The organism is uncultured Roseobacter sp., assembly GCF_947493125.1.
Taxonomy (GTDB): domain Bacteria; phylum Pseudomonadota; class Alphaproteobacteria; order Rhodobacterales; family Rhodobacteraceae; genus Roseobacter.
In genome coordinates this window covers 282,657-309,287 of the sequence record NZ_CANLQB010000005.1, presented here as the reverse complement: position 1 = coordinate 309,287, position 26,631 = coordinate 282,657, and the positions used below count along the sequence as shown (strand labels likewise).

Annotated in this window: 24 protein-coding genes; 13 read left to right on the top strand and 11 right to left on the bottom strand. The window is 64.5% G+C overall.

Features of this window, described 5'->3' with window-relative positions:
- Positions 1-5: 5 nt before the first annotated feature.
- The 4 genes from Q1A71_RS12985 to Q1A71_RS12970 all read right to left on the bottom strand — a co-directional run bounded on the left by Q1A71_RS12985 (position 6) and on the right by Q1A71_RS12970 (position 4,695).
- Complete coding sequence (locus tag Q1A71_RS12985) at positions 6-1,163, bottom strand: carbohydrate ABC transporter permease (RefSeq protein WP_299676622.1); 1,158 nt, start codon at positions 1,161-1,163, stop codon at positions 6-8.
- A complete protein-coding gene (locus tag Q1A71_RS12980; protein ID WP_299676619.1) occupies positions 1,163-2,188 on the bottom strand; it encodes a sugar ABC transporter permease in 1,026 nt (341 codons plus the stop codon). Before Q1A71_RS12980 ends, Q1A71_RS12985 begins: the two co-directional genes overlap by 1 nt.
- Before the next feature lie 125 nt (positions 2,189-2,313).
- Positions 2,314-3,531, bottom strand: a complete 1,218-nt coding sequence (locus Q1A71_RS12975; protein ID WP_299676616.1) for an extracellular solute-binding protein — start codon at positions 3,529-3,531, stop codon at positions 2,314-2,316.
- A gap of 84 nt (positions 3,532-3,615) precedes the next feature.
- Positions 3,616-4,695 (bottom strand): ABC transporter ATP-binding protein, encoded by a 1,080-nt coding sequence (locus Q1A71_RS12970; RefSeq protein ID WP_299676613.1) that lies wholly within the window; start codon positions 4,693-4,695, stop codon positions 3,616-3,618.
- 126 nt (positions 4,696-4,821) lie between these two features.
- On the opposite strand from Q1A71_RS12970, the gene Q1A71_RS12965 reads away from it, so the two are divergent.
- Positions 4,822-5,808, top strand: coding sequence for an ester cyclase (locus tag Q1A71_RS12965; protein WP_299676610.1), 987 nt, complete (start codon positions 4,822-4,824; stop codon positions 5,806-5,808).
- Here Q1A71_RS12965 and Q1A71_RS12960 read toward each other — a convergent pair.
- Entirely contained in the window at positions 5,800-7,974 is a 2,175-nt protein-coding gene (locus tag Q1A71_RS12960; protein WP_299676607.1) for an alpha-ketoacid dehydrogenase subunit alpha/beta, read from the bottom strand. The genes Q1A71_RS12965 and Q1A71_RS12960 overlap by 9 nt on opposite strands.
- A gap of 99 nt (positions 7,975-8,073) precedes the next feature.
- The gene (locus Q1A71_RS12955; protein WP_299676605.1) at positions 8,074-9,297 is read right to left on the bottom strand and encodes an acyl-CoA dehydrogenase; all 1,224 of its coding nucleotides are present in this window, start codon (positions 9,295-9,297) and stop codon (positions 8,074-8,076) included.
- A gap of 102 nt (positions 9,298-9,399) precedes the next feature.
- Between Q1A71_RS12955 and Q1A71_RS12950 the strand changes: the two genes are divergently transcribed.
- Complete coding sequence (locus tag Q1A71_RS12950; RefSeq protein ID WP_299676603.1) at positions 9,400-10,290, top strand: LysR substrate-binding domain-containing protein; 891 nt, start codon at positions 9,400-9,402, stop codon at positions 10,288-10,290.
- Positions 10,291-10,632: 342 nt separating this feature from the next.
- Here the strand turns inward: Q1A71_RS12950 and Q1A71_RS12945 are convergent, their stop codons facing one another.
- The gene (locus tag Q1A71_RS12945) at positions 10,633-12,195 is read right to left on the bottom strand and encodes a bifunctional metallophosphatase/5'-nucleotidase (protein ID WP_299676601.1); all 1,563 of its coding nucleotides are present in this window, start codon (positions 12,193-12,195) and stop codon (positions 10,633-10,635) included.
- A 198-nt stretch (positions 12,196-12,393) separates the two neighbouring features.
- On the opposite strand from Q1A71_RS12945, the gene Q1A71_RS12940 reads away from it, so the two are divergent.
- On the top strand, positions 12,394-12,744 hold the full coding sequence (locus Q1A71_RS12940; protein WP_299676598.1) for a DUF952 domain-containing protein: 351 nt from the start codon (positions 12,394-12,396) through the stop codon (positions 12,742-12,744).
- Positions 12,744-13,784 (top strand): quinone-dependent dihydroorotate dehydrogenase, encoded by a 1,041-nt coding sequence (locus Q1A71_RS12935; protein WP_299677034.1) that lies wholly within the window; start codon positions 12,744-12,746, stop codon positions 13,782-13,784. The genes Q1A71_RS12940 and Q1A71_RS12935 overlap by 1 nt, the downstream gene beginning before the upstream one ends.
- Here the strand turns inward: Q1A71_RS12935 and Q1A71_RS12930 are convergent.
- Genes Q1A71_RS12930 through Q1A71_RS12920 form a run of 3 tightly spaced genes read right to left on the bottom strand, consistent with a single transcriptional unit; the run spans position 13,781 to position 16,042 of the window.
- Positions 13,781-15,115 carry an MATE family efflux transporter gene (locus tag Q1A71_RS12930; protein WP_299676595.1) on the bottom strand — a complete coding sequence of 445 codons (1,335 nt, stop codon included), beginning with the start codon at positions 15,113-15,115 and terminating at the stop codon, positions 13,781-13,783. The genes Q1A71_RS12935 and Q1A71_RS12930 overlap by 4 nt on opposite strands.
- On the bottom strand, positions 15,108-15,623 hold the full coding sequence (locus Q1A71_RS12925) for a PaaI family thioesterase (RefSeq protein WP_299676593.1): 516 nt from the start codon (positions 15,621-15,623) through the stop codon (positions 15,108-15,110). The genes Q1A71_RS12930 and Q1A71_RS12925 overlap by 8 nt, the downstream gene beginning before the upstream one ends.
- The gene (locus tag Q1A71_RS12920) at positions 15,620-16,042 is read right to left on the bottom strand and encodes a PaaI family thioesterase (protein WP_299676591.1); all 423 of its coding nucleotides are present in this window, start codon (positions 16,040-16,042) and stop codon (positions 15,620-15,622) included. The genes Q1A71_RS12925 and Q1A71_RS12920 overlap by 4 nt, the downstream gene beginning before the upstream one ends.
- Before the next feature lie 133 nt (positions 16,043-16,175).
- Between Q1A71_RS12920 and Q1A71_RS12915 the strand changes: the two genes are divergently transcribed.
- From Q1A71_RS12915 to Q1A71_RS12875, 9 genes are all read left to right on the top strand, one after another.
- Positions 16,176-16,550 carry a MerR family DNA-binding transcriptional regulator gene (locus Q1A71_RS12915; protein ID WP_299676588.1) on the top strand — a complete coding sequence of 125 codons (375 nt, stop codon included), beginning with the start codon at positions 16,176-16,178 and terminating at the stop codon, positions 16,548-16,550.
- A 215-nt stretch (positions 16,551-16,765) separates the two neighbouring features.
- Complete coding sequence (locus tag Q1A71_RS12910; protein WP_299676586.1) at positions 16,766-17,167, top strand: MerR family DNA-binding transcriptional regulator; 402 nt, start codon at positions 16,766-16,768, stop codon at positions 17,165-17,167.
- 38 nt (positions 17,168-17,205) lie between these two features.
- Positions 17,206-18,987 carry an acyl-CoA dehydrogenase C-terminal domain-containing protein gene (locus tag Q1A71_RS12905; protein ID WP_299676583.1) on the top strand — a complete coding sequence of 594 codons (1,782 nt, stop codon included), beginning with the start codon at positions 17,206-17,208 and terminating at the stop codon, positions 18,985-18,987.
- 54 nt (positions 18,988-19,041) lie between these two features.
- Complete coding sequence (locus Q1A71_RS12900; protein WP_299676580.1) at positions 19,042-19,254, top strand: hypothetical protein; 213 nt, start codon at positions 19,042-19,044, stop codon at positions 19,252-19,254.
- A gap of 21 nt (positions 19,255-19,275) precedes the next feature.
- Entirely contained in the window at positions 19,276-20,433 is a 1,158-nt protein-coding gene (locus Q1A71_RS12895; protein ID WP_299676577.1) for an acyl-CoA dehydrogenase family protein, read from the top strand.
- A gap of 277 nt (positions 20,434-20,710) precedes the next feature.
- Positions 20,711-21,349 (top strand): glutathione S-transferase family protein, encoded by a 639-nt coding sequence (locus Q1A71_RS12890; RefSeq protein WP_299676574.1) that lies wholly within the window; start codon positions 20,711-20,713, stop codon positions 21,347-21,349.
- A 39-nt stretch (positions 21,350-21,388) separates the two neighbouring features.
- Positions 21,389-22,600 carry an acetyl-CoA C-acetyltransferase gene (locus Q1A71_RS12885; RefSeq protein ID WP_299676571.1) on the top strand — a complete coding sequence of 404 codons (1,212 nt, stop codon included), beginning with the start codon at positions 21,389-21,391 and terminating at the stop codon, positions 22,598-22,600.
- 4 nt (positions 22,601-22,604) lie between these two features.
- Positions 22,605-23,555 carry a hypothetical protein gene (locus Q1A71_RS12880; RefSeq protein WP_299676567.1) on the top strand — a complete coding sequence of 317 codons (951 nt, stop codon included), beginning with the start codon at positions 22,605-22,607 and terminating at the stop codon, positions 23,553-23,555.
- Positions 23,552-25,753 carry a 3-hydroxyacyl-CoA dehydrogenase NAD-binding domain-containing protein gene (locus tag Q1A71_RS12875; protein WP_299676564.1) on the top strand — a complete coding sequence of 734 codons (2,202 nt, stop codon included), beginning with the start codon at positions 23,552-23,554 and terminating at the stop codon, positions 25,751-25,753. The genes Q1A71_RS12880 and Q1A71_RS12875 overlap by 4 nt, the downstream gene beginning before the upstream one ends.
- A 57-nt stretch (positions 25,754-25,810) precedes the next feature.
- On the opposite strand, the gene Q1A71_RS12870 is transcribed toward Q1A71_RS12875, so the two are convergent.
- Complete coding sequence (locus Q1A71_RS12870) at positions 25,811-26,518, bottom strand: Hint domain-containing protein (protein ID WP_299676561.1); 708 nt, start codon at positions 26,516-26,518, stop codon at positions 25,811-25,813.
- Positions 26,519-26,631 lie beyond the last annotated feature (113 nt).

Genomic DNA, 26,631 nt, shown 5'->3' with positions numbered 1-26,631 from the left:
GCTCATCAGCCCTTCACGGCCCCCGCGGTCAAGCCCGAGACGATCTGGCGCTGGAAAACCATGACCAGCAGGAAGAGCGGGGCCGTGATGGAGACGGCAGCGGCGACGGCTTCGACCTGATCGGTGGTGGTGGTTTCGCGGTTGAAGTAGCCCGCGATGGCCGGGACCATCGTCTGGTTCTGCGCGTCGAGCAGCAGCGACGTTACGAGGAAGTCGTTGTAGCCCAAGAGGAAACTGAAGAGCCCCGTGGTGATCACACCCGGCCACATCACCGGCATGATCACGCGGCGGAAGGCCTGGAAGTGGCTGCAGCCATCAACCCGGGCGGCCTCGTCGAGCTCGGCCGGGATGTTCTGGAAGAAGCTGCGCAGCATCCAGATGGTGAAGGGCTGGTTGATCGCGACGAGCACCGCGATCACCGCCCAGGGCTGGCCGTAGAGTGTGGGCGCGCCCTCGCCGAGGATGGGGCGCAGGATTTCGGAGGAGTTGATGAAGACCGGCAGGTAGCCCGCGACCAGCACGGAGTGCGGCAAGGCGCGGAAGACCAGCGCCAGGATCAGCAGCCAGAACGCCAGATCTGAGCCGGAGCGGGCGAGCCCGTAGCCCGCCAGGGTGCCCACCGTCAGCGAGACCGTCACCACACCTGCGGTGACCAGCATGGAGTTGAGGAAGTTGCGGTAGAATTCGTTCTCGGCCCAGACCGCAACGTAGTGCTCGGTCGTCAGGCCCAGAACCGGCGCGCCCAGCGGGCCAAAGAGGCCGTTGAGCGCCCCAAGGATCAGGGGCAAGAGACCGAAGAAGATCAGCACGAAGACGATCGCATAGACCAAGGCCCCCACGATCCAGCCCAGCACGATCAGCCCGGGCGGGCAGTATTGGCGCACCAGATCGGGCAGTTTGGTGAAGGCCCAGCGGATCGCGAAGAAGAGCACGATGAGGCCGACGACGATGTCGATGACAGAGAGTCCGTCTCCGTTCGCGCGGGTCGCCGGGCCGAAGATCACGTCCCAGGGGCTGTCGGCGAAGGCGTCGACGGGCGATTTGAAGCTCATCACCGCTATCCAGAAGATCGGGAAGGCGGCGAGCAGGCACCAGAAGGCGAGGAAGGCGCCGGAGGAGAAGCGCAGCGCAAAGGACTGCTGCATGGCCTTGGAGGTAGACATCAGTGCGCGCTCCCTTTGTGGTCGCGCCAGGTGCGGCGCAGCGGCAGGATCAGCAGGAACACGATCCCGATCATGGTCAGCATGGCCGAGGCCGAGGCGCGGGAGATCGCACGGTTGCCCGCATCATCCGGGGTCATGAAATCATAGGTGAGCCACTGCAGCGAGATCACATGCGCCTGGCTGCGGAAACCAACGATCTCTTCGAAGACGCGGTAGCAATCCATCAGGTGGATGAGCGCGATGAAGATGATGAGCGGCATCAGGTGCGGGATGATCACGTGGCGCAGGCGCTCCCAGCGGCTGGCGCCGTCGATCACGGCCGATTCCAGCGTGTCCATGTTCACGGTCTGCAGGCCGGCGTAGAAGATCACGAAGGCGAAGGGCGCCACGTGCCAGACGCGGTAGAAATACATCAGCAGCTCGATGGTCCAGGCCTGCGCGAACATGGAAATGTTGGTGCCCGTCCAGCGTTCGAGCATCGCGGTCAGGATACCGTCGCCCACGAAGAGCCAGTAGATCGAGAGCGAGCCGATCACGGGTGTGATGATGAACGGCAGGAGCGAGATGAAGATGATGGGGCCACGGATGGAGCGCGTGGCGTTGTTGACCGCAAGCGCGATGGCGAGGCCGACGCCGATCACCAGCGGCAAGGTCAGCAGCGTGAAGGAGAGCGTGAAGCGCAGGGCCTTCCAGAAGTCGATCTGCATGATCTGGTTCCAGCTGCCGTTGCCGACCGCCTCCCAGAACTTGTCCATCTGCAGGACATTCTGATAGCTTTGCAGGCCCACCCAGCGGGTTTCGGTGAGCGTCTTGCCATTGTCGTCCAGCACCGGGACGGTCTTGATTTCGGTGGTGCAGGTCTGGGTCAGGAACCCGGGTGTGCAGGTCTCGACCTCGACCTGTTCGAGGATCGGCTGGGTGACCTGAAAACTCTGGATGAAGACGCTGACCAGTGGGGCCGCGATGAAGAGGAGCATCATAAAGACGGACGGCCCGACGAAGGCGGCAAATGTCTTGAATTTCATGGGGCTCTCCTTGCGGCAGGGCTGTTTGCAAATTCATCGCCGGGACTTTGCAAAACGCAGCGTCATGCGTTTGACACAGCCCCAGGCGCGGAGGGCTGGCCGGGCGGTTCCGGCCAGCCCCGACGTTACTTGAGGACGCCTGCTTCCTTGGCGGAGGTCGTATAAGCCTCCTCGATTGCGACCAAGGTTGCCGCCGCATCGCGCTCACCGGTCAGGAACGCGGGCAGCTCATTGCCCAACGCGGTGTGTAGCAAACCCATCTGGGTCGTCGACGGATAGGCTGGCGGCGCCGGATTGGCGGTCGCCGTGGCGATGGCCCCTGCGGCGATCTCGGTCGGCTCATAGCCGTCGACCAGCCAGATCGCCGCATCGTTGGCGCCCTGCACGGTCTCGGCGTCCAGACCTTCCATGGCCAGACGGAAGGCCGCATCGGCCTCCTCGTCGGAGATGTTCTGAGCGATGACGATACCGTCCCACCAGAGCGTTGTGGCGGGCGCACCATCGGCTGTCGCCTTGGGTGCTGCGGCCATCGCCACCTTGCCGACCACCTCGCTTTCGGCGGGATCATTCATGGCGCCTGCCCGGCTGGCCCAGAGGTTGGCCATGGCGATCTTGCCCTGCTGGAACTGCTGCTGCACGTAGGTTGAATCGCTCACCAGAACTTCCGGGTCGGTGAAGTCCAGGGCCGCCTTCATCGTTTCCAATGCGGCCAGACCCGCCTCAGAATTGATCGCTGCGGTATTGTCATCATTGAAGAATTTACCGCCGTGCGCGGGATACATATTCACGAATTCCTGCGCGAGGTTCCAACCGGACTTCATGGTGGCCCCAAGCGGGTAATCCATCACCCCGGCCTCCTTGATCTGCGCGGCGGCCGCATAGACCTCATCCCAGGTGGTCGGCGTTTCGATGCCCAGATCCGCCAGCACGTCGGAGCGGTACATCAGGTGCTGGGTGTTCACCATCATCGCCACGGCCATGATCTGGCCGTTGATCCGGATCAGCTGGTTGGGCTTGAGGTTCTGGCCGTATTTCTCGACCAGATCATCCAACGGACGGATCGTGCCCGCGTTGAGCAACGGCGTGATGGTGCCGTTCGACACGCCACCGATCTGATAGAGCGACGGGTTGGCCTCGAAGGCCGCGGGCTGCTTGGTGCGGAACTCCTGGTCCAGCTCGGCCTGGAAATTGCCGCATTCGGCCATGGCATCGGTCACGGCCTTCCAGGCTTCAAAACCAGCGCTCAGCGATTTGATCGGCACCTCGTTCTCATAGGAACAGGCCAGTGCCGCGCTCCCCATGAGCGAGACGACGCCCGCCAGTGCGATTTTTCTCAGAAACATTTGCAAACTCCCTTTTGCAGTTTTGCAGGGTGCATCTTGCAAGGCTGCACCCGTCGGTTGGCCCCGGATCCGGGGCGTGTAGGCTCAGGCGCTCTCGGCGTGCTGTTGCGATCCGATATCAAGCCGCATGCCGGTGTCCGTGTTGAAAAGATGGCAAATGCCGACAGGCACGGCGAAGGACACGGTGTCGCCGATCTCGGCGCGGTACTCCTTGTGCGCCTTGACGGAGACCAGCTGCCCTCCCGCCCGAACCGTCAGCATGGTGGCATCGCCCAGGAGCTCGATCGTATAGATCGGCGCCGTTATCTGGCCGCTGGCACCTTCGGCGAGCGTCGCATCCTCGGCGCGGAACCCGAGCGTGACCGGACCATCCGGGCCGGTCAGGCCGGAGATTGAGACATTGTCGCCGGTGAAGGTGCCACCCTGCAGCGTGCCATCCATCAGGTTCATGGCCGGGCTGCCGATGAAGCTCGCCACGAAGGTATTGGCGGGGTGGTCGTAGATGTCGGTGGGCGTGCCCACCTGCTGGACCTTGCCCTGCTTCATGACGACCACGCGATCTGCCAGGGTCATCGCTTCGATCTGGTCGTGGGTCACATAGACGGTGGTCACTTTCAGCTCGTGGCTGAGGTTCTTGATCTGCGCACGGGTCGAGACCCGCAGCTTGGCATCGAGGTTCGAGAGCGGTTCGTCCATCAGGAAGACGTTGGGTTCGCGCACAATCGCGCGGGCGAGCGCCACCCGTTGGCGCTGGCCGCCGGAGAGCTCGGCGGGTTTGCGGTGCAGGAAGTCGTCAAGCTCGACCATGGCGGAGGCGCGGCGCACCCGCTCGTCATGTTCGGCATCAGGCACTTTACGCACTTTCAGCGGAAAGCGGATGTTCTCATAGACGTTCATGTTCGGGTAGAGCCCGTAGGACTGGAACACCATGGCCACGTCGCGGTCTTTCGGGTCGAGGTCGTTGACCACGCGCCCGTCAATGACAATCTCGCCATCGGTAGCGTCTTCCAGCCCCGCGATCATGCGCATGGTCGTGGTCTTGCCGCAGCCCGAGGGGCCTAGCAGCACGAGGAATTCCTGATCGGCAATGGTGAGGTCGAAATTATCGACACCGACAAAGCTGCCCCACCGCTTGTTGACGTTCCGAAGTTGAATCTCGGCCATATGTCCCCCGCTGTCGCGCCCTGCATTTTGCAGGTTGCATTCACGCTAGACATTACACGCGGCGCTTGGCAAGGATTTTTTGCACACGTGTGCAAACCCGAAATTGCGCTCTCAGGATGCCAGCCCATGCCCGATCTTCAGCAAAAAATTCACGATTTGTTAAACACGCTCTTGAGGGGCGATGACGCCACGATGCGGCGGCGTTGCGCGCAGGTTCTGCACCCGGACTGTGCCTTTGAAATGTCACATCCTTTGGGCCGTCTGGACGGAATCGACGCGATTGCAGAGGGGTTCTATGCGCCGTTGCGCGCAGCACTGCGGCATGTCTATCGGCGAGACGAAATATTCATCACCGGGATGAACCGGCGAGCCGAGGGCGGTCAGTGGATTGCAGCGGTGACGCATTATGTTGGCACCTTCGATGCCGCGTTTTTCGGCATAAAGCCCTCGGGTCGGCTGGCGTTTTTGCGCGCCGGAGAGTTCTACCGGGTCGAGGATCGGCGCATAACCCAGGCGCGAATCATCCTCGATCTTCCGGATCTGATGCGCCAGGCGGGGCGTGACCCGTTTGGTGGGCAGCTGGGGCTGGAGGGGCTGTTTCCCGGACCGGCAACCCATGACGGGGTGCTGCCACAGACGGGTGATGGTGGCGCGAGCCTGGATCTGGTGGAGGCGATGCTGGGCGATCTGCATGTCTATGACCCGGCGACGGGTGGGTCGAAAGGGCAGACCGGTGCGGACGGCTATTGGGCCGAGGACATGATGTGGTACGGGCCCTGCGGGATCGGGTCGAATTACCGCTGGGAAGGGTTCGTGAAGGACCACCGCGCGCCGTTTCTGGCCGCCTTCCCGGACCGCAAGGGGGGCAATCACTATTGCCGGATCGGAGATGGGAATTTTGCGGCGGTCTCGGGCTGGCCGTCGATGACGATGACGCATCGGGGGCCCTATCTGGGCGTGGCGCCGACGGGGCGCGACCTGACGCTGCGGGTGATGGATTTCTACCGCTGTGCGGGCGGCAAGATCGCCGAGAACTGGGTGTTGCTCGACTATATGGATCTGATGAGGCAGATGGGCGTGGATCTGACCGCGCGGTCGAATGCGCTAGAGTAGCGCCTTGACGGCGGCGATGATGCCATCGCGTGAGGGCAGCGTGGCGGCATAGGCGGGGCCGGTGGCGATGAAGCTGTCCTCGGCCGTATAGCGTGTGGCGCTGCGGCCGTTTTCGGCCAGCAAGGTCATAAGCGCCTCGGCCTGCCCGCCGGTGCGGCGGCATTCGTCGACGATGAGCACATGGGTGCAGGGGGCGATGGCCTCCAGCAGCGCTGCCTCCGGAAGCGGGGCCAGCCAGCGCAGGTCGATCACCCGGGCCTTGATCCCGTCCTGCGTCAGACGCTGCTGCGCCTGACGCGAGAAGTAGTGGCCGTTGCCATAGGTCACGATGGCCACATCGGTGCCCTCCCCGTGGACCCCGATCTCACCAAGCGCTGCGCGCTGGTCAGGTGCGGGGTAGCGCGTCATCCAGGCACCATCGCCGGGCGCGTGCAGGTCGCGCATGGGGTAGAGGGCGATGGGTTCGACAAAGACACAAACCCGCTGCTCCTCCCGCGCCAGCCGGTGGCATTCGCGCAGCATGCACGCGGCCTCGGCCCCGGTCGAGGGGCAGGCGATCACGAGGCCGGGGATGTCACGCAGCACGGCGAGCGAGTTGTCGTTGTGAAAATGCCCGCCGAACCCCTTCTGATAACCCAGCCCCGCGATGCGCAGGACCATCGGGTTCGTCCACTGACCGCGGCTGAAGAAGGGCAGCGTTGCCGCCTCGCCGCGCAACTGGTCCTCGGCGTTGTGCAGATAGGCGAGGAACTGGATTTCCGGCATCGGGAGAAAGCCGTTGTGCGCCGTGCCGATGGCGAGACCGAGGATGGATTGCTCATCGAGCAGCGTGTCGATCACCCGGTCGGGCCCAAAGCGCGCCTGCAATTTCTGCGTGACACCATAGACACCGCCTTTGCGCCCCACATCCTCGCCCATGATGAGCGTCTCGGGATGCGTAAGCATGAGGTCGTGCAGCGCCCAGTTGATGATCCGCGACATGGGCTGCGGGCTGTCCATCTGGGCCACGTCACTGCCGAAGGTGGCGGCGCGGGTCTGCGGGTCGGGGCCGTTCGTGGCGGCGCAATCCCGCACGGGCGGGATCAGGCTGGACATCACATCTTGCACGGTTTGCAGATGTGGGCGCGTGGCGACTCGCGCGGCTTCCTCCGCGACCTCCTTCAACGTCTCTTCATAGATTTGCACCAACTCCGCAGCACTGGCGGCACCGGCCTCCACCAGAAGCCGGGCGGCGTGCAACAGCGGGTCATTCGCTTCCTCCGCCTCGACCTGCGCGCGCGGCAGGTAGCTTGTGGCAACATCCGCGCCCGCGTGACCGTAGAGACGGACCATGGAGAGGTGCAGGATCGCGGGTTTGCGCTGGCGGCGCACATAGTCGGCGGCCTCCGAAGCGACCGCGAAACTCTCGAAGAGGTCGAGCCCGTTCGCTGCGAAATAGCGCAGCCCGGGGCGGTGCTGCAGCGACGCGGTGATCCAGCCTTCGGGCGTCTTGGTCGAAATGCCGATGCCATTGTCCTCGCAGACCATCAGCAGCGGCAGCGGCGCACCTTGCACGGAGGTCCAACCGGCGGCGTTGATCGTGCCCTGCGCGGTGGAATGATTGACCGAGGCGTCGCCGAAGCTGACCATCGCGATGCCGTCCTCCGGCAAGGCGCGATGCTCCGGCGCACGGCGGCGGGCGAGACCGAGGCTGTAGGCCGCCCCCAGCGCTTTCGGCAGATGGCTCGCGATGGTCGAGGTTTGCGGCGGGATCATCAGCGGCTTGCTGCCCAGCACCTTGTGCCGCCCGCCACTGGTCGGGTCGTCGGAGGAACAGGCGAAGCTCAGAAGCATGTCGCGCATCATGCCGGACTTGCCCGCCTGATCGGCACGGGCCAGCTGGAAGGCGGCATCGCGGTAATGCAGGAAGGCGATGTCATCCACCCGCAGCGCATGGGCCACCGCCGCCATCCCCTCATGCCCCGAGGAGCCGATGGTGTAGAACCCCTGCCCCGCCTTCTGCATCGCGCGGCTCTGGATATCGAGCGCGCGGCTCGTCACCTGCGCACGATAGAGCTTGAGCGCCTCGGCGGGTTCGAGCGGCCCCGCCGGTGGTTTGCCGGGTGGAAAATCCCCTGTCGCCAGTCGCCGCAGGAAATTGTCATGCACGATTTGGACGCGGTCCATCCTGCCTCACTGTTTCCGCAAGCCGCCCGCCCGCTTCATTGTTCGTCAAACATGCTCGAGGGAGCCCGCAGGGCGGGGGCAGAGAGCCCCCTGGCCCGCTCAGAAAAACGCCTGCAGGCCCGTCTGTGCGCGCCCCAGGATCAAAGCATGCACATCATGGGTCCCCTCATAGGTGTTCACCGTCTCAAGGTTCATCATGTGGCGGATCACCTGGAATTCGCCGGAAATCCCATTCCCGCCGTGCATGTCGCGGGCGTGGCGGGCGATCTCCAGCGCCTTGCCGCAGTTATTGCGCTTAACGATGGAGATCATCTCGGGCGCGGCCTCGGCGGCATCCATCAGCCGGCCCACCTGCAGCGAGGCCTGCAGGCCAAGGGCAATTTCCGTCTGCATGTCGGCGAGCTTCTTCTGGAAGAGCTGTGTCGCGGCCAGGGGCTTGCCGAATTGCTTGCGGTCGAGCCCGTATTGCCGGGCGGCGTGCCAGCAGAACTCGGCCGCCCCCATTGTCCCCCAGCTGATGCCATAGCGCGCGCGGTTCAGACAGCCGAAGGGGCCCTTGAGCCCCTGCACATTCGGCAGCAGCGCGTCTTCGCCGACCTCGACACCATCCATGACAATTTCGCCGGTGATCGACGCGCGCAAGGACAGCTTATTGCCGACCTTCGGCGCCGAGAGGCCGTGCATGCCTTTCTCGAGGACAAACCCACGGATCTTGCCGTCATGCGCCTCGGACTTCGCCCAGACCACGAAGACATCGGCGATGGGCGCGTTGGAAATCCACATCTTCGAGCCGGTGAGCTTGTAGCCGGTCGCCGTTTTCTCGGCCCGCGTTTTCATGCCCGCAGGGTCAGAGCCCGCGTCGGGCTCGGTCAAGCCGAAACAGCCGATCCATTCGCCCGCGCAGAGCTTCGGTAGGTATTTCTGCCGCTGCGCCTCTGAGCCATAGGCATAGATCGGGTAGATCACCAGGCTCGACTGCACCGACATCATCGAGCGATAGCCGCTGTCGACCCGCTCGATTTCGCGTGCGACGAGGCCGTAGGAGACGTAGGAGCCTCCCAGCCCGCCGTAGTCCTCCGGGCAGGTCACGCCAAGCAGGCCCATCTCGCCCATCTCGCGGAAAATCTCGGGCTCGGTGGTTTCCTTCTCAAAGGCCTCGATGATGCGCGGCTGTAGCTTTTCCTGCGCATAGGAGTTGGCGCTGTCACGGATCATGCGCTCGTCTTCGGCGAGCTGGTCATTGAGACGGAAGGGATCGGACCAGTCAAAGGCGCCCAGGTCGGGCGCGTCCTTGGCTTTCAGAATCGGGCTTTCGACATTCATTCTCAGTCCTCCTGATCTTGCGTGCTGTTGGGCGTCATTATTGCAAATGCACGGGCAAAAGACTAACGATGCTTTGTCCTGCCAAACATGAGAAAAACTCATATGTCGCTGCCGCGCCGCTATCTGCCCTCCATCACCGCACTGCTGGCCTTCGAGGCGGTGGCGCGGCTGGGGAGTGCGACGCAGGCGGCTGCCGAACTGTCGCTGACCCAAAGCGCCGTGAGCCGCCAGTTGAAGGCACTGGAGGCGCAGCTGGGTGTCGCTCTGCTGGCCCGTGAGGGGCGCGGGCTGGTCCTGACCGCCAAGGGGCAAGAGTATGTGCGCGAGGTGCGCGGCACGCTGCAGCGTCTGGCGCAGGCCGGGGTCGCGGCGCGGACGGTCAGCGAGGGTGGACCGCTCAATCTCGCGATCCTGCCTGCGTTTGGCATGCACTGGCTGGCGCCGCGTCTGCGCGATTTCGCGCGGCGGCACCCCGAGGTCACCGTGAACCTCTCCACCCGGCTGGCGCCGTTCGACTTTCGCAACAGCGCGTTTGATGCGGCGATCCATTTCGGGCGCGAAGACTGGCCCGGCGTGCGGTACCTGCCGCTGCTGCCGGAAACCGTGGTGCCGGTCTGTGCGCCCGCGCTGATCCCCGCGCCGCTCGGTGAGGCGGCGGAGATCCTGCGATATGATCTGCTGCATCTGGACACCCGCCCGCGCGGATGGGCGCGGTGGCTGCGGGCGCTGGGGCATGATGTGGAGCCGCCGCCCGGTATGATGTTCGACCAGTTCGCCACCATGGCGCAGGCGGCGATCCACGGGCTCGGCATCGCGCTGCTGCCCACGTTTTTTGCCGAGCCCTACCTCGCGGACGGGCAGCTTGTGCTCGCCTCGGAGCAGACCTCGCAAAGCATCGGCAGCTATTTCCTGGTCTGGCCGGAAGACCGCACCGAGCCGCCCGCGCTCACCTCCTTCCGGGGCTGGCTTGAAGCGCAAAGCCTGAGCTCCTGAGGGGCGGCATCCGCGCCTCCAGCCGGATTTGGCGCTGGGGATTGTCGCGCATGGAGAAACAGTCTGTCCACGGGAGCATTGCCGCTTGGGCGACACGCAGGCGTCCCGTTTCGGCCCTAATTCAAATTTAAATTAAAAGCATCCACCGGTTGGATGGGGTCGGTTCGAGGGGCTGCGCGGGTTTTGCGCAGATGTGGTGTAACGAGTTGTCCTGGTATCCTTCGAACCGATCCTTGCCCGGGTGCGGGCCACAGCGTCCGGATGCGGGGCAAGGCCCGTCGGGGCGGGCCGGAACAAAAAGGCGCGCAAGCCCATCCCGCGCGCCCGTTTTCATATGGTGGCTTACTTGGCGGTGATGCGCCCGTCGGTATAGGGCGTGTAAGGACCGTTGGCGGCCAGGAAGTCCGCCGTGACATCCGCGAGGTCAGGACCGAAGTCATAGGCGTTCTGCGCGTCCTTGAACATCGCATAGCCGTCGCCGCCGTTGCGGACGTAGTCGTTGGACACCACCGAGTACACCTTCTCAGGGTCAATCGGTGCACCACCCACCATCACATCGCTGACCCGGCTGCCTGCGGGCTGGCTGGCGTCGAAGGCATAGCTCATGCCCGCCACCTGCGGAAAGCGCCCCGCACCGTCCTCGATCTGGCTCACGCCGTTTTCCAGCGCCGCGACGATGCTGGCGCCGCTGACCTGGAAGGTCGAAAGCGTGTTCTGGAACGGCAGCACGGTGAGCACCTCGCCCATGGTGACCTCACCCGCATCGATGCTGGCCCGGATGCCGCCGCCATTCTGGATCGCGATCTCGACGCCCTGGTCCTTGACCCGGTCGAGCATGGCATCGGCAATGAGGTTGCCCATGGCGCATTCCTGCGCGCGGCACGTCTCGCGCGCGCCGATGATCTCGGAGGCGGTCTCGGCCACGACCTTCTGTTTCAACGCTTCGATGGGCGCGCCCATTTCCGCGATACGCGCGATAAAGCCCTCATCCGGCGTGACCGAGGCATCGAGCAGCATCGGATCCCCGGAGGCGGCGGTCACAGTGCCAGCGTCATCAAAGGTCAAGGTCAGATGGCCGAGGTATTTGGTATAGGCATAGGCCTGCGCCACCGGTGTGCCCTCGACCATCTCGGGATAGGCGGGGGTGCCCTCGTCATCGTTGCTCATCAGCGTGTGGCTGTGCCCGCCGATCACCACGTCGATCGCCGGCACATTGGCCGCGATGTCAAGGTCCTTGCGCAGGCCCACGTGGTTGAGGGCGATGACGATGTCGACGCCCTCGGCCTCAAGGGCAGCCACATCCGCCTTCAGCGCTTCGATCTCGTCTTGGAACACGACACCCTCACCGGGGCTGGAGGTCTCCACCGTATCGGTGGCCAGGGCGGAGACGATGCCGATTTTCCGGCCTCCGACCTCAAGCACCACGTGGTTCTCGACCTTGCCGTCGAGCAACGCCTCGCCCGAGAGATCGAGGTTGCCCGAGACCACCGGGAAGCTCACTGTCTCGATGAAGTCCGCGAGGCCCTGCGGCCCGTCGTCGAACTCGTGGTTGCCCACGGCCATGGCATCATAGCCGATGGCCTGCATGAATTCGGCCTCCGCCGCGCCCTTGTAGGTGGAATAGAACAGCGAGCCCTGGAACGGGTCACCGGCATCGAGCACCAGCACGTTCTGGCCCTCAAGCTCGGCGCGCTTCTGGTCGACGGCGGTCTTCACCCGCGCGACGCCGCCAAAACAGGCGCCCTCGGCCTCGCCTTCGGCGTCGCAGGTCGAATCGTATTTGTTGATCGATTCGATGCGGCTGTGCATGTCGTTGGTGTGCAGAATGTGCAGCGTATAATCCGCCGAGGCCATGCCGGCGCTGAGGGCAAGGACGGCTGTGGCAGTGAGGAATCGGTTCATCATGTCTCCCCTTTTTGAGATTTATGCAGGCATGGTGACGCCGCACCAAAGGCGTGTCAAAGCCTCTGTGCGCGGGACCGGGCCTGCCGATGCGTCAACGCGGGACAGCGCCCAAACGCGCGACAACGGGCCAGGCAGGTGGGGTGGGCTTTCAGGCCACCCCCGCTTGACGCCCCGCACCACAGCGGGCATGTGCCCCTCATGCTGATCTTCAAGATTTTCCGAGCCGACGAATGGGCCGACCTGCGCGCCAAAGGCGAGACCACAGGCGCGCCTATCGACTTGGCCGACGGCTACGTGCATTTCTCCACCGCTCCGCAGGCCGCCGAGACCGCCGCGAAGCATTTCGCAGGCGAAGACGGCCTGATGCTGCTCGCCGTCGACACCGATACTCTCGGCGATGATCTGAGATGGGAGGTCTCGCGGGGAGAGCAGCTCTTCCCGCATCTCTACCGCGTGCTCCGGATGGAAGACGTTGTCTGGGCACAACCCCTACCGCTGAAAGACGGCGTGCATCAGTTCCCCGCCGGGCTCGACGAGGCCCGCGCGTGATCAGACCGCTGGAGCGGCTGGGGCTCGCGGCCCTGCGCCGGATGGATCCGGAAACCGCGCATGGTCTTGCGCTGAAAGCTCTGCGCCGCGGGCTCACACCTGCGCCGGGCCCCATGACCTCGGACCGGCTTCACACCACGCTTGCGGGCCTGGGCCTGCCCAACCCGGTTGGTCTGGCCGCTGGATTTGACAAGAACGCCGAGGCCATCGCGCCCCTGGCGCGCGCAGGCTTCGGCTTTCTGGAGGTGGGCGCTGCCACGCCACTCGCCCAGCCGGGCAACCCCAGACCCCGACTCTTCCGGCTGCATGAAGACGCCGCCGCGATCAACCGCTTTGGCTTCAACAACGACGGGATGGACGTGATCGGCAGGCGGCTCAAGACGGCGCAGGCGCCGATCCCCGTCGGCCTGAACCTCGGCGCCAACAAGACCAGCCCGGACCGGGCCGCAGACTTTGGGACCGTCATGGCGCATCTTTGCGAAGACGTGGACTTCGCAACGGTCAATGTCTCCTCCCCCAACACCGAAAAGCTGCGCGACCTGCAAGGCCCCGCCGCACTGGCCGCCCTGCTCGACGGGGTCATGCAGGTGCGCGGCGACACCCCCGTCTTTCTGAAAATCGCGCCGGATCTGACCGACGCCGACATCGCAGACATCGCCGTGGTCGCGCGCGACGCGGGTGTCGATGCGATCATCGCCACCAACACCACCCTAGCGCGCGACGGGTTGCAAAGCGCCAACGCGCAGGAGACGGGCGGGCTCTCCGGCCAGCCACTGTTCGGACGGTCGACGCGCGCGCTGGCGCAGCTCTCGGCGCAGACGGACATCCCGTTGATCGGTGTGGGCGGCGTCGGCTCCGCCGAGCAGGCCTATGCGAAGATCCGCGCAGGCGCATCCGCCGTCCAGCTCTACACCGCACTGGTCTACGGCGGGCTGTCGCTGGTGCAGGAGATTGCCGCAGGCCTCGACGCTCTGCTCGCGCGCGACGGGTTTGCGAACGTTCGCGAAGCCGTGGGCACGGGCCGCGCGGACTGGCTCTAGGCCTTCTCCGCCGCCGCTTCCAGGGCGGGGTAGCGCAGACCCAGCGTGACCCCGCGGGCCACGAAGGACACCAAGAGCGCCAGCCACAGACCATGGTTGCCAAGGGTCGGCAAGAGCACCGCGATGGCGGCCCAATAGATCGCAAAGCTCAGCGCCATCATGTTGCGCATGTCCTTGCTGCGGGTCGCCCCGATGAAGATGCCGTCGAACATCCAGGCCGCACAGCCCAGCAGAGGGGCCGCAACCATATAGGGCAGGAAGACACGCGCGGTCTGCTGCACCTCGGTGTTCTTCGCCATCAGGTCGATGATCCAGCCACCGGCCAGCGCAAAAGCGGCGGCGGTGGCGATGCAGATGATCAGCCCCCAGAACGAGGTCACCAGCGCCGCGCGCCGCACATAGCCCCGGTCGCCTCGGCCATAGGCGCGGGCGATCAGCGTCTCGGCGGCGAAGGCGAACCCGTCCATCGCATAGGCCGTGATGTACATGAACTGGATCAGCACCTCATTGGCGGCGAGGATCACATCGCCGAAGCGCGCCCCGATGAAGACGAAGGAGGAAAAGATGATCATCAGCATGGCCGAGCGCAGCAGGATATCGCTGTTCAGCAGCGCCATGCGGATGAGCTTGGCCCGGTCGAAGATGCGCGGCCAGTCGCGCCAGTCGGGCCGCCCGAAGGCAGACCGGCAGAACCAGAGCCCCAGGGCCGCGCCGGTCAGCTCGGCGATGACGGTGGCGACGGCCACGCCCGGCACGCCCCACTCGAACACCAGCACGAAGAGCAGATCGAGCAGGATGTTCACCCCGTTCATCACCAGCTGCACCCAGAAGACCCCAGCCGTGCGCTCCATCGCCACGAGCCAGCCGGTGAGCGCGTAGACAGCAATGGCCGCAGGCGCCGTCCAGATCCGGATCGTCAGGTACGACCAGGCGAGCGTCGTGACCTCGTCGCTGGCATCCGCGAGCGCAAGCGCGCCCCAGAAGATCAGCGGCTGCAGCACGATCAGGGCCAGCCCCCCCACGCCCGCGACGATCAGCGCGCGGGTCAGCCAGGCGGACACCTCGGCCTCGTCGCCCGCCCCGGCCGCCTGGCCCACGAGGCCCACGGTGCCCATGCGCAGAAAGCCGAAGATCCAGTAGACCGTCGAGAGGATGATCGCGCCAAGCGCCACCGCGCCGATGGGTGCTGCCTCGCCCATCTGGCCCACGACACCGACATCGACCGCGCCCAGGATCGGCACCGTCGCATTCGACAGCACGATGGGCAGGGCGATTTTCAGGACGCGGCGGTGGCTGACAGCTGCCTGCGCGCCCGCGGCGGTGTCAGTCACGGCGTTGCGGCATCAGGAAATGTCCGGTGGCCTGGGCAAAGAGACGGTTGCGGTTGTCCTGCCAGGCTTCCACATGCACCGAGGCATAGCGGCGGCCCGAGCGGTTGATCCGCGCCCGCGCATAGGCATCGCGCGGCAGGCCGGAGCGCAGGTAATCGGTGGAGATGTCGATGGTCTTGGGCAGGCGCGGCAACCCGCCCGCTTCCAGGGCCGCGGTGTCGATGGCGCCCGATTCCACGTCTTCCCAGAGGTAGGTCCAGCTGAGCGTGATGATCGCGGTGACCTCCAGAAAGGCCGCCGTCACCCCGCCATGGATCGCGGGCAGCATCGGGTTGCCGATGAGCTTCTGATCGAAGGGCAGCACACCCGTCAGCTCATCGCCTTTGCGCTCGAACTGCATGCCGAGGTACTGGATGTAAGGAACCCCTTCGACCAGCGCGCGGAGGGTCGCGTCGCGGCGCTGCTTGACCACCTGTACCGGTTCGGGTTTGCGGCGGGGCGCTCTCATCGCGTGCCCTCCACCGTGAAAGCACCGGTTGCGGCGGCCACCGGGTTCTCGGTGTCGTCATCGGTGGCCGTGGCGCGCACGAAGGCCACCGTGCGGGTCACGTGATAGCAGGTCGCCGTCGCCGTGATCGACTGGCCCGGGGTCGCGGCGCGCATGTAATCGATGCGCAGATCAATGGTCGCCGTGCCGCCAGGGTTCGCCGGATGGCTCATCACCGCAGCGCCGCAGCAGGTGTCCATCAGGGCCGAGACGGCGCCGCCGTGAATCACCCCCGTCTCGGGGTCGCCCACCAGCTTTTCGTCATAGGGCATCTCGATCACCGCCGCCCCGTCGCCCATCTCGGCCAGGCGCATGCCGAGCGCTTTGCTGTGGGGAATGGCTTCGATGAATTGTCGGGCGATATCGGTTTTCGTCGCCATGGGTGACTGCTCCCTCGGGCGGGGCCCGGATCTGATTGCCCCTTTATCAACGCATCCGGCGATCGAGGGCAAGACCCCGTGGTTGCACTCGGGATAGGTGCGGCCTAGCTTGGGGCACAGGGAGAGACTTCGCATGGCAGACCAGCGCCTGACGTTCAAAGAAATGTGCACCGAATTCGACGTAACGCCGCGGACACTCCGGTATTACGAATACATCGAATTGCTCCAGCCGGACCGGGAGGGGCGCGCGCGCTTTTACGGTCCGCGAGAACGCGCCCGCATGAAACTGATCCTGCGGGGACGCAAGTTCGGCTTTCAGCTGGAAGACATCCGGCAATGGCTGCTGATCTATGAGAACGAGGGCACGTCGGCACAGATGGAGGCCTGGGTGGAGCTGGCCGATGGGCAGCTGAAGGAGCTGGCCGAGCAGCGCCGCCAGCTCGACGAGGCCATGCAGGAGCTGCAGGACCTGCGCGATTCTGTGGCCGGAGAGATCGGCAAGAGCTGAAACCTGGCATCCAAACCGCTCGTACGGGCGGATTCTCGCACATCGGGCGCGCGACGCCCCACGCGTCAGCAATGTGACGCCACGTGCCTCTGGGCTTCCGCAATGACAGGTGCCAAAGTGACGTGACGTTCGGGTTACGTAAACGTTACCTCGTGTTGTAGCTGGACCCCCAGTTCATATTTGTGCCGCGTTCCGATGTGAGAAGAGTTGACACGATGACCGATGAAATCATGACCATCCGCGAGATGTGCGATGCCTTCGAGGTGACACCCCGCACCCTGCGGTTCTACGAATCGAAGGAGCTTCTGTTCCCGATCCGCGAAGGGCAGAAACGTCTCTTTACCCGCCGCGACCGGGCTCGGCTCAAGCTGATCCTGCGCGGCAAGAAATTCGGCTTCAGCCTGGAGGAAATCCGCCAGTTGCTGGATCTCTACGACATGGGCGACCAGCAGCAGACCCAGCTGGAGCGCACCTATGAGGTGGCCCGCGAGCGGCTGGCCGATCTGGTCAGCCAGCGTGACGCGCTGAACGAGGCCATCGCCGAGCTGACCGAACAGTTGAAGTGGGGGGAAGAGATGCTGACCTCCCTGCGCGCGCCCCGCAGCGCCGCTGAATAAGACACACGCCATCACGCGTTCAGGGAGAGAGAGACACGATGCCCCGCTACACCGCCCCGACCAAAGACATGCAATTCGTTCTGCACGATGTGCTGAAGGTGACCGAGCAGAGCATTCCCGGCTATGACGAGCTGGAGGCTGACTTCACCTCGGCCATCCTCGAAGAGGCGGGCAAGCTGAGCTCCGACGTTCTGGCCCCCCTCAACGTGGTGGGCGACACCGAAGGCTGCACCCTCGAGAACGGGGTGGTGCGCACGCCGACCGGCTTCAAGGAGGCGTTCGAGCAGATCAAGGAAGGCGGCTGGCCCGGGCTCGACATGCCCGAGGAATACGGCGGACAGAACATGCCTTACGTGATCGGCACCGCCGTGGGCGAGATGTTCTCGGGCGCGAACATGGCCTTCACCATGTACCAGGGCCTGACCCATGGCGCGGCCTCGGCGATCCTTGCGCATGGGACGGAGGCGCAGAAGCAGACCTATTTGCCCAAGATGGTCGCCTGCGACTGGACCGGCACCATGAACCTCACCGAGCCGCATTGCGGCACCGATCTGGGCCTCATGCGCACCAAGGCCGAGCCGCAGGGCGATGGCAGCTACAAGATCACCGGGCAGAAGATCTTCATCTCCGCCGGTGAGCACGACATGTCCGAGAACATCATTCATCTTGTTTTGGCCAAGATCACCGGCGCACCTGAGGGAATTAAGGGCGTGTCGCTCTTCATTGTTCCAAAAATATGCGTCAACGACGATGGCACCCTGGGCGCGCGCAATGGCGTGGCCGTCGGCAAGATCGAAGAGAAAATGGGCATCCACGGCAACTCCACCTGCGTGATGAACTACGACGGCGCAACAGGCTACCTGCTCGGCGAGGAGCATAAGGGCATGCGCGCGATGTTCACCATGATGAACGAGGCGCGTCTGGGTGTGGGCATGCAGGGCGTGAGCCAGGCCGAGGCCGCATATCAGAACGCGCTGGATTACGCCAAGGACCGTCTGCAAGGCCGCGATGTGACGGGCGTGAAAAACCCCGAAGGCCCCGCCGACCCGCTGATCGTACACCCCGATATCCGCCGCAGCCTGATGGATCAGAAGAGCTTTGCCGAAGGCGCGCGCGCCTTCATCCTCTGGGGGGCGACGATGATCGACGCCGCGCATCGCGGAGGGGACGCAGACGCGGATGGGCTGGTCTCGCTGCTGACCCCGGTGATCAAGGGTTTCCTGACGGATCAGGGCTATGACATGACCGTGAAGGCGCAGCAGGTCTATGGCGGGCACGGCTATATCGAGGAATGGGGCATGTCGCAGTTCGCGCGCGACGCCCGAATTGCCATGATCTACGAAGGCGCCAACGGCGTGCAGGCGCTGGATCTGGTGGGCCGCAAACTTGCTCAGGACGGCGGCAAGCATGTGATGGCCTTTTTCGAGCTGGTGAAGAGCTTCATCAAGGAGAACGCGGGCCAGGATGCGGCGTTTGACGCGCAGTTCCTGGAGCCGCTGAAGACGGCGAGCAAGGATTTGCAGGCCGCGGGGATGTACTTCATGCAGAACGGGACGAAGAACCCCAACAACGCGCTCTCGGGCTCTTATGACTTCATGCATATGTTCGGGCATGTCTGCCTCGGCCTGATGTGGGCGAAGATGGGCAAGGCGGCCAGGGACGCGCTTGCAAATGGCGCCTCGGATGTCGATTTCTATGAGAGCAAGCTGCACACCGGGCGCTATTACATGGCGCGGCAACTGCCAGCGACGGCGCTGCATCTGAGCCGGATCGAGACCGGCGCGGATACCGTCATGGCGCTGGATGCCGCAAACTTCTGATCTTGGGAGGGGTGGCCTGAAAGCCCACCCCACCTGCCAACGGAGAGGATCCGCATGCCGAAACGGTTTCGCCTGACCCGACGCGTCCCGGTCGCCATGACCGAGGATGCGTATCGCAGGCTGAAACAGTTTTCCGCTGACGCGGGGCTGGACGAGGGCGAGGCGCTGTCTTTTCTCTTCGAGAATTTCGATAGTGTGATCGATGAAGAGACCTTCGGCCACCGGTTGGGTCTCTTCAACGCGGAGCTGGATGCCCGCAAGAGGTAAGCGCTTTGGGGAGGGCGCGGCATGACAGATGCAAAAGGTGACATGTCCGGTTGGATGACCGACGAGCACCGCATGATTGCGGAGATGACGGCGCAGTTCATCACCACCGAGTGGGCGCCGCAGTTCGAGCGCTGGCGCAAGCAGGGGCAGATGGACCGTGAGACCTGGGGCCAAGCCGGTGAGTTGGGCCTGCTCTGCCCGTCCATACCGGAGGCCTATGGCGGGCCGGGTGGCGATTTCGGCCATGAGGCCGCGATCCTGATCGAGACGGCGCGGGCCAATCTGGCCAGCTGGGGGCATGGCATCCACTCCGGGATCGTGGCGCATTACGTGCTGGCCTATGGCACCGAGGATCAGAAAACACGCTGGCTGCCCAAGATGATCTCGGGCGAGTTGGTGGGTGCTCTGGCGATGACGGAGCCCTCGACCGGGTCGGACGTGCAGGCGATCAGAACCCGCGCGCTGAAGGACGGGAACGTCTATCGCCTTTCGGGACAGAAGACCTTCATCACCAACGGCCAGCACGCGAACCTGATCATCGTGGCGGCGAAGACGGACCCCGGCGAAGGCTCGAAGGGCATCTCGCTGGTGATGCTGGAGACCGATGGCGCGCAAGGCTTCAGCCGCGGGCGCAATCTGGAGAAGGTCGGGCTGCACGCGAATGACACCTCGGAGCTCTTCTTTGATGACCTCGCGATCCCGCCCGAGAACATCCTGGGCGGCGAAGAGGGCCAGGGCTTCTACCAGATGATGCAGCAGCTGCCGCAGGAGCGGCTGATCATCGCCTGTGGCGCCGTGGGTGCGATGGAAGGTGCCGTGGAGCGCACCATCGCCTACTGCAAGGAGCGCGAAGCCTTTGGCGGGCCGCTCACGCAGTTCCAGAACACCCGCTTCAAGCTGGCGGAGTGCAAGACACGCACGACGGTTGCGCGCGCCTTTCTCGATCAATGCGTCGACGCGCATTTGCGCGGCGCGCTGACCGTGGAAAAGGCGGCGATGGCCAAATACTGGCTCACGGATACGCAATGCGCGGTGCTTGACGACTGTGTGCAACTGCACGGCGGATACGGCTTCATGCAGGAATATGCGGTGGCGGAAATGTGGGCTGACGCGCGGGTCCAGCGGATCTACGGCGGCACCAACGAGATCATGAAAGAGCTGATCGGGAGGGCGTTATGACAGGGCAGACAGCGGTTTGGCCTGACACGGCGGGACGCCTCCGGCGGGAGTATTTGGCGAAGAATGAAGGCGTAAAGACGCTTCGGCCTTTGGGCGTTGGCCATCCCGACCGAAGCGCCTTCATCCTTCACGGCCATCGGCTCTCCAGCCTGTACCGCATCGTCACGCTGACCCGATCAGAGTTAACAAATCGTTCAAAGCGATGCGAACCTGCGCTTCATTCTTCCAAAAATACTCAAATCCCGATCTCTCCCCCAGCACTGAAAGACGATCACATATGACCATCCGACTGTATTGCTTCGGCGAAAGTGGCAATTGCTACAAGGCAGCGCTCGCGCTGGAGCTTTCCGGCCTTGATTGGGCGCCGGTGAAGGTGGATTTCTTCAACGGTGAGACCCGCACATCCGAATACCGCGAGACGGTGAACGCCATGGGCGAGGCTCCGGTCATGGTCGACGGCGATCTGCGGTTGACGCAGTCGGGGGTCATTCAGGACTATGTCGCTGAGAAATCCGGCACGCTCGGCGGCAGGGACGCAACCGAGCGGCGCGAGGTCCTGCGTTGGGTGCTCTGGGACAACCACAAGCTCAGTTCCATGGCCGGCATGACCCGGTTCCTGATGAACTTTCTGCCGGAGGACAAACGCCCCGCAGAGGTGATCGCCTTCAACCAGGGACGCCTCAAGGCCGCCTACGGCGTGCTGGACGATCATCTGGCCGCACGCGACTGGGTTGTGGGCGATGGGGTGAGCAACGCCGATATCAGCTGCTGCGGATATCTCTACTACCCCGAACCCTTTGGCTTTGACCGTGCCGACTGGCCGCATATCGATGCCTGGCTCACGCGCCTGTCCAAGACCTCGGGCTGGAAAGCCCCCTACGATCTCATGCCCGGCAGCCCTGCTGACCGCGCCTGACCCGATGAACCGCGCAGCACGCGCGAGAAGGAGACATACATGACCGACGCCTATATCTATGACGCCCTGCGCACCCCGCGCGGCAAGGGCCGCAAGGACGGCAGCCTGCACGAGGTGACCGCCCTGCGCCTTTCCGCTCAGACGCTGAATGCCGTGAAGGCGCGCAACAACCTCGAAGGTCACGCGGTGGAAGACGTGATCTGGGGCAATGTCACCCAGGTGATGGAGCAGGGCGGCTGCCTCGCGCGGTCCGCCGTGCTGGCTTCCGACCTGGACGAGCGCATCCCGGGTCTGGCGATCAACCGGTTCTGCGCAAGCGGTATGGAAGCTGTGAACCTCGCCGCGAACCAGGTCAAAGGCGGCGCGGGTGAGGGCTATATCGCCGGTGGTGTCGAGATGATGGGGCGCGTGGCCATGGGCTCGGACGGGGCGGCGATTGCCGTCGATCCGTCGATCGCGATGGAGCAGTACTTCGTGCCGCAGGGCATCAGCGCCGACATCATCGCCACCGAATACGGCTTCACGCGGGACGACGCAGACCAGCTGGCCGTGGAATCCCAGCGCCGCGCCAAGGCCGCCTGGGATGAGAAGCGCTTTGCCAAATCCGTCATCGAGATCAAGGATCAGAACGGCCTGCCGATCCTCGATCATGACGAATACATGCGGCCCCAGACCGACATGCAGAGCTTGGGCGGTCTGAACCCCGCGTTTCAGGCGATGGGCGAGGTGATGCCGGGCTTCGACAAGGTCGCGCTGATGAAGTACCCGCATCTGGAGAAGATCAACCACATCCACCACGCGGGGAACTCTTCGGGCATCGTGGACGGCGCAGCCGCGCTGCTCATCGGCTCGAAGGAGTTTGGCGAGAAGCACGGGCTCAAACCCCGCGCCCGCATCAAGGCGACCGCCAAGATCGGCACCGATCCGACCATCATGCTGACCGGCCCCGTGCCCGTGACCGAGAAGATTCTCGCCGATAATGGAATGGATATCAAAGACATCGACCTCTTCGAGGTCAACGAAGCCTTCGCCTCCGTCGTGCTGCGTTTCATGCAGGCCTTCGATGTGGATCATGGCAAGGTCAACGTGAACGGCGGCTCCATCGCCATGGGGCACCCCCTGGGTGCCACCGGTGCCATGATCATCGGCACCCTGCTCGACGAGATGGAGCGCGCGGACAAGGAAGTGGGCCTTGCCACGCTCTGCATCGCCTCCGGTATGGGGGCGGCCACCATCATCGAGCGGGTGTAACCCGGTGGTCGGCGTCACCGCCCTCACCGTCTATCAGGAGACGCTGGATATTCTGTCCCGCGCCCTGATGGAGGGCGACTGGGAGGTGGCGCAGGCGCGGATCAAGCTGCCGCATCTGCAACGCACGCAAAGCTCCGAGATCGTGGTGGAGACCGTCGAGGACCTGATCATCGGCCTCACAGCGTTCCGAGACGCCCTGGTGGGGCGCGGGGCCACGCATCTGGTCCGCCTGGCCACCGACGCAGAGTTCCTGAGCGAGAACTACATGGCCGGGCATCACGTGACCCATACGCTGAACAACGCTGTGCCGGTGGTGGAGAGCTATGCCAACCGCATGGTGCTGCTGCGGGAGGACGGGCTGTGGAAGGTGCTGGAGGTGGAGAGCATGCTCGACAACCCGCACTGGCCCATCCACATCCCCCGGGTCCACCGCGACGGGGCCCGGCCCGAGGCCCTGGCATCCCCCGAAACCGATGCGCGCAAGCAATCGGTCGACCCGCTGACCATCTACCAGAGCTTCATAGACGAGCTCTCCGAGGCCAATACCGAGGATGATTTCGACGCCTACTGCAGCTGTCTGCTGTTCCCCTACAGCTCGCACACGGAATCGCTGGACACGATCATTTCGACACCGGATGAGGTGCGCCCGTTCTTCGACATGCTGCGCCGGGAGATGCGCGACAGGAACGCGGACCGGCTGGAACGGCAGGCGGAACGGGCCGAGTTCATCTCAAGCGATCTCATCTGCGGCTATCATGCCACCGACCTATACGCCGGAGAGGTCAGCGTCTTTGGCCCGATCAAATCGCGCATGGTGCTGAAACGCCAAGGCACCACCTGGTACCTGAAATCCGTCACCAATTCCCTGTCCAACAACAGGTTTCCCTACAACGTCCCCAGGCCCGGCAAGGCTCTGGTGACCCTCCGAACGATCCAAGAAAGGACCCGGACATGACCGAGTTTACACTGAAAACCGACAGCGACGGAATCGCCACGATCACCTGGGATGTGCCCGGCAAATCCATGAACGTGATGTCCTACGAAGGGCTCGCGCAGATCGACACACTGATGGATGAAGCGCTCGCCGACGATGGTGTGAAGGGCATTATCCTGACCTCTGGCAAGGAGGGCTCCTTCGCCGGAGGCATGGATCTCAACCTAATCGCCAAGATGAAGGTGGATGCGGGCGACAACCCCGCCAAAGGGCTCTTTGACGGCGTGATGGACATGCACCGCCTGCTGCGCAAGATCGAGCTGGCGGGGATGGACCCCAAGACGCAGAAGGGCGGCAAGCCGGTCGCCTGCGTGCTGCCCGGTACCGCGCTTGGCATCGGGCTGGAGCTGCCGCTCAGCTGCCACCGCATCTTTGCCGCCAACAATCCCAAGGCCAAGATCGGCCTACCCGAGATCATGGTGGGCATCTTTCCGGGTGCCGGCGGCACAACGCGACTGGTGCGGAAGATGGGCGCGATGGCCGCCTCGCCGTTCCTCTTGGAAGGCAAGCTGGTGGACCCGGTCAAGGCCAAGGGCGCAGGTCTCATCGACGAGGTCAGCGACGATCCGATGGCCGCGGCCCGCGACTGGGTGCTCAGCGCCAAGGACGCCGATCTGGTGAAGCCCTGGGACGCCAAGGGCTATAAGATGCCCGGCGGCGCGCCCTATCACCCCGCGGGCTTCATGACCTTCGTGGGGGCCTCGGCGATGGTCAACGGCAAGACCCAAGGGGTCTATCCGGCGGCCAAGGCGCTGCTCTCCGCAGTCTATGAAGGCGCGCTCGTGCCCTTTGATACCGCGCTGAAGATCGAGGCGCGCTGGTTCACCTCCGTGCTGATGAATCCCTCCTCCGAGGCGATGATCCGCTCGCTCTTCATCAACAAGGAGGCGCTGGAGAAGGGTGCTGTGCGCCCGCAGGACGTGCCCGACCAGAAGGTCAAGAAGCTTGGCGTGCTGGGCGCGGGCATGATGGGCGCGGGAATCGCACTGGTCTCGGCCCAGGCGGGCATCGAGGTCGTCTTGATCGACCAGACACAGGAGGCCGCCGACAAGGGCAAGGCCTACACCGCCAGTTTCGCGGACAAGGGCATCCAGCGCAAGAAAACCACGCCCGAGAAGAAGGACCAGTTGCTCAGCCTCATCACCGCCACCACCGATCTGGGCGCGCTCAAGGGCTGCGATCTGATCATCGAGGCAGTCTTCGAAGACCCGAAGATCAAGGCCGACATCACCGACCGGGTCGAAGCGGTGATCGGCGAGGACTGCATCTTTGCCTCCAACACCTCCACCCTGCCGATCACCGAGCTGGCCAAGGCGTCCCGCCGCGCCGATCAGTTCATCGGCATCCACTTCTTTTCGCCGGTGGAAAAGATGCTGCTGGTCGAGATCATCAAGGGCAAGGAGACGGGCGACCGCGCCGTGGCCAAGGCGCTCGACTACGTGCGCCAGATCCGCAAGACACCGATTGTGGTCAACGACGCGCGCTTCTTCTACGCCAACCGCTGCATCATCCCTTACATCAACGAAGGCATCCGCATGGTCGCCGAAGGGGTCGAGCCTGCGCTGATCGAGAACGCCGCGCGCCTCGTCGGCATGCCGCTGGGGCCGCTGCAGCTGGTCGATGAAACCTCCATCGACCTGGGCGCCAAGATCGCGCGGGCGACCAAATCCGCCATGGGCGATGCCTACCCGGACGGCGCCGTCGATGAGGTGATCTTCTGGATGGAAGACCTCGGGCGTCTGGGCCGCAAGTCCAACGCCGGGTTCTACAGCTATGATGAAAAGGGCAAACGCCAGGGGCTCTGGGATGGGCTGAGCGCACAGTACCCCACGGCACAGGAGCAGCCCGCGCTCACAGATGTGCAGCACCGCCTGCTCTTCGCGCAGTCGCTCGAAGCTGTGCGCGCCCTGGAGGAAGGCGTGCTCATGGACATCCGCGAGGGCGACGTGGGTGCGATCCTCGGCTGGGGCTTTGCGCCCTGGTCCGGTGGCCCGCTCAGCTGGCTCGACATGATCGGCGCGCCTTATGCCGCCGACCGCTGCGACCAGCTCACCGAGGCGTTTGGCGACCGGTTCAAATGCCCAGATCTGTTGCGGGACATGGCGGCCAAAGGCCAGAGCTTCTATGGCCGCTTCGGCCAGGCCAAAGCCGCGGCCTGACACGCTGATGGTTGAGGGGCGGCCGGGATCGGCCCTCTTCGCCCCCACCCCGGGGCGTCAGGCGACGTCCGCAGCCGCCTCGGCGTCCGGCACATCCGCAGCCCGGCGCACCAGCGCCGCGCCCACGCTGTCGGTCCGGGCCAGGATCTCCAACGCCTCGTCTGGCGTCGCCACCCTGTAGAGTGGCGGCTCGGCGATACCAAAGTCCGCAGGCGGTGCCGGGCAGCGCGGGCAATGGAGCATCAGCCCGGCCTCGGTGAAGATCACCTCGTCGCCGGCAAACTGCAGTGTGACGACCTCGACAGGTCGGTCCGGGCGCGCCCGATCACTGCGACAGAAACCCGCCAGGGCCAGGGCAGGCACCACCGCAAAGGGATCGCCCATCGGGTCTGTGGCCGCCTCCGTCTGCAACAGCACCCCCTGCCCCGGCAACAGCACGATCTCCTCCGCATGACCAAGCGCGCCGGCGGGCATGACCGTGGGCCAGGACGGGCGCGGCACCGCCGCAGGATCACCCCAGAGCTGCGCCCGCCTCAGACGCTGAATCCGCTGCGGGCCATTGTCGAAGGTCAATAGCGCATCGCCCACCGCAAGCTCTTCCACCCGGCGCCAGCCCGACACGCTGGCCACGCGGCTGCCCGCGATGACACCGTGAGAGAAGCCCTGCTCCGGCGCCGGCGCACGCTCGACCGACACGTTCACATTCCACCCGTACATGGCCGCTGTCCCCTGTTGCTCACGCCCCGCATCGCCTTCGGATGTCATCCGCCCCCGGCGATCGGGCGCACCGGCTCTTGCCTATAGCTGTTCCACAAAAGGGCGCGTCAGCGCTACGGCGATGCGCTGCAGAAACGTAAGAAAAGCCAGAAAAATCGGGA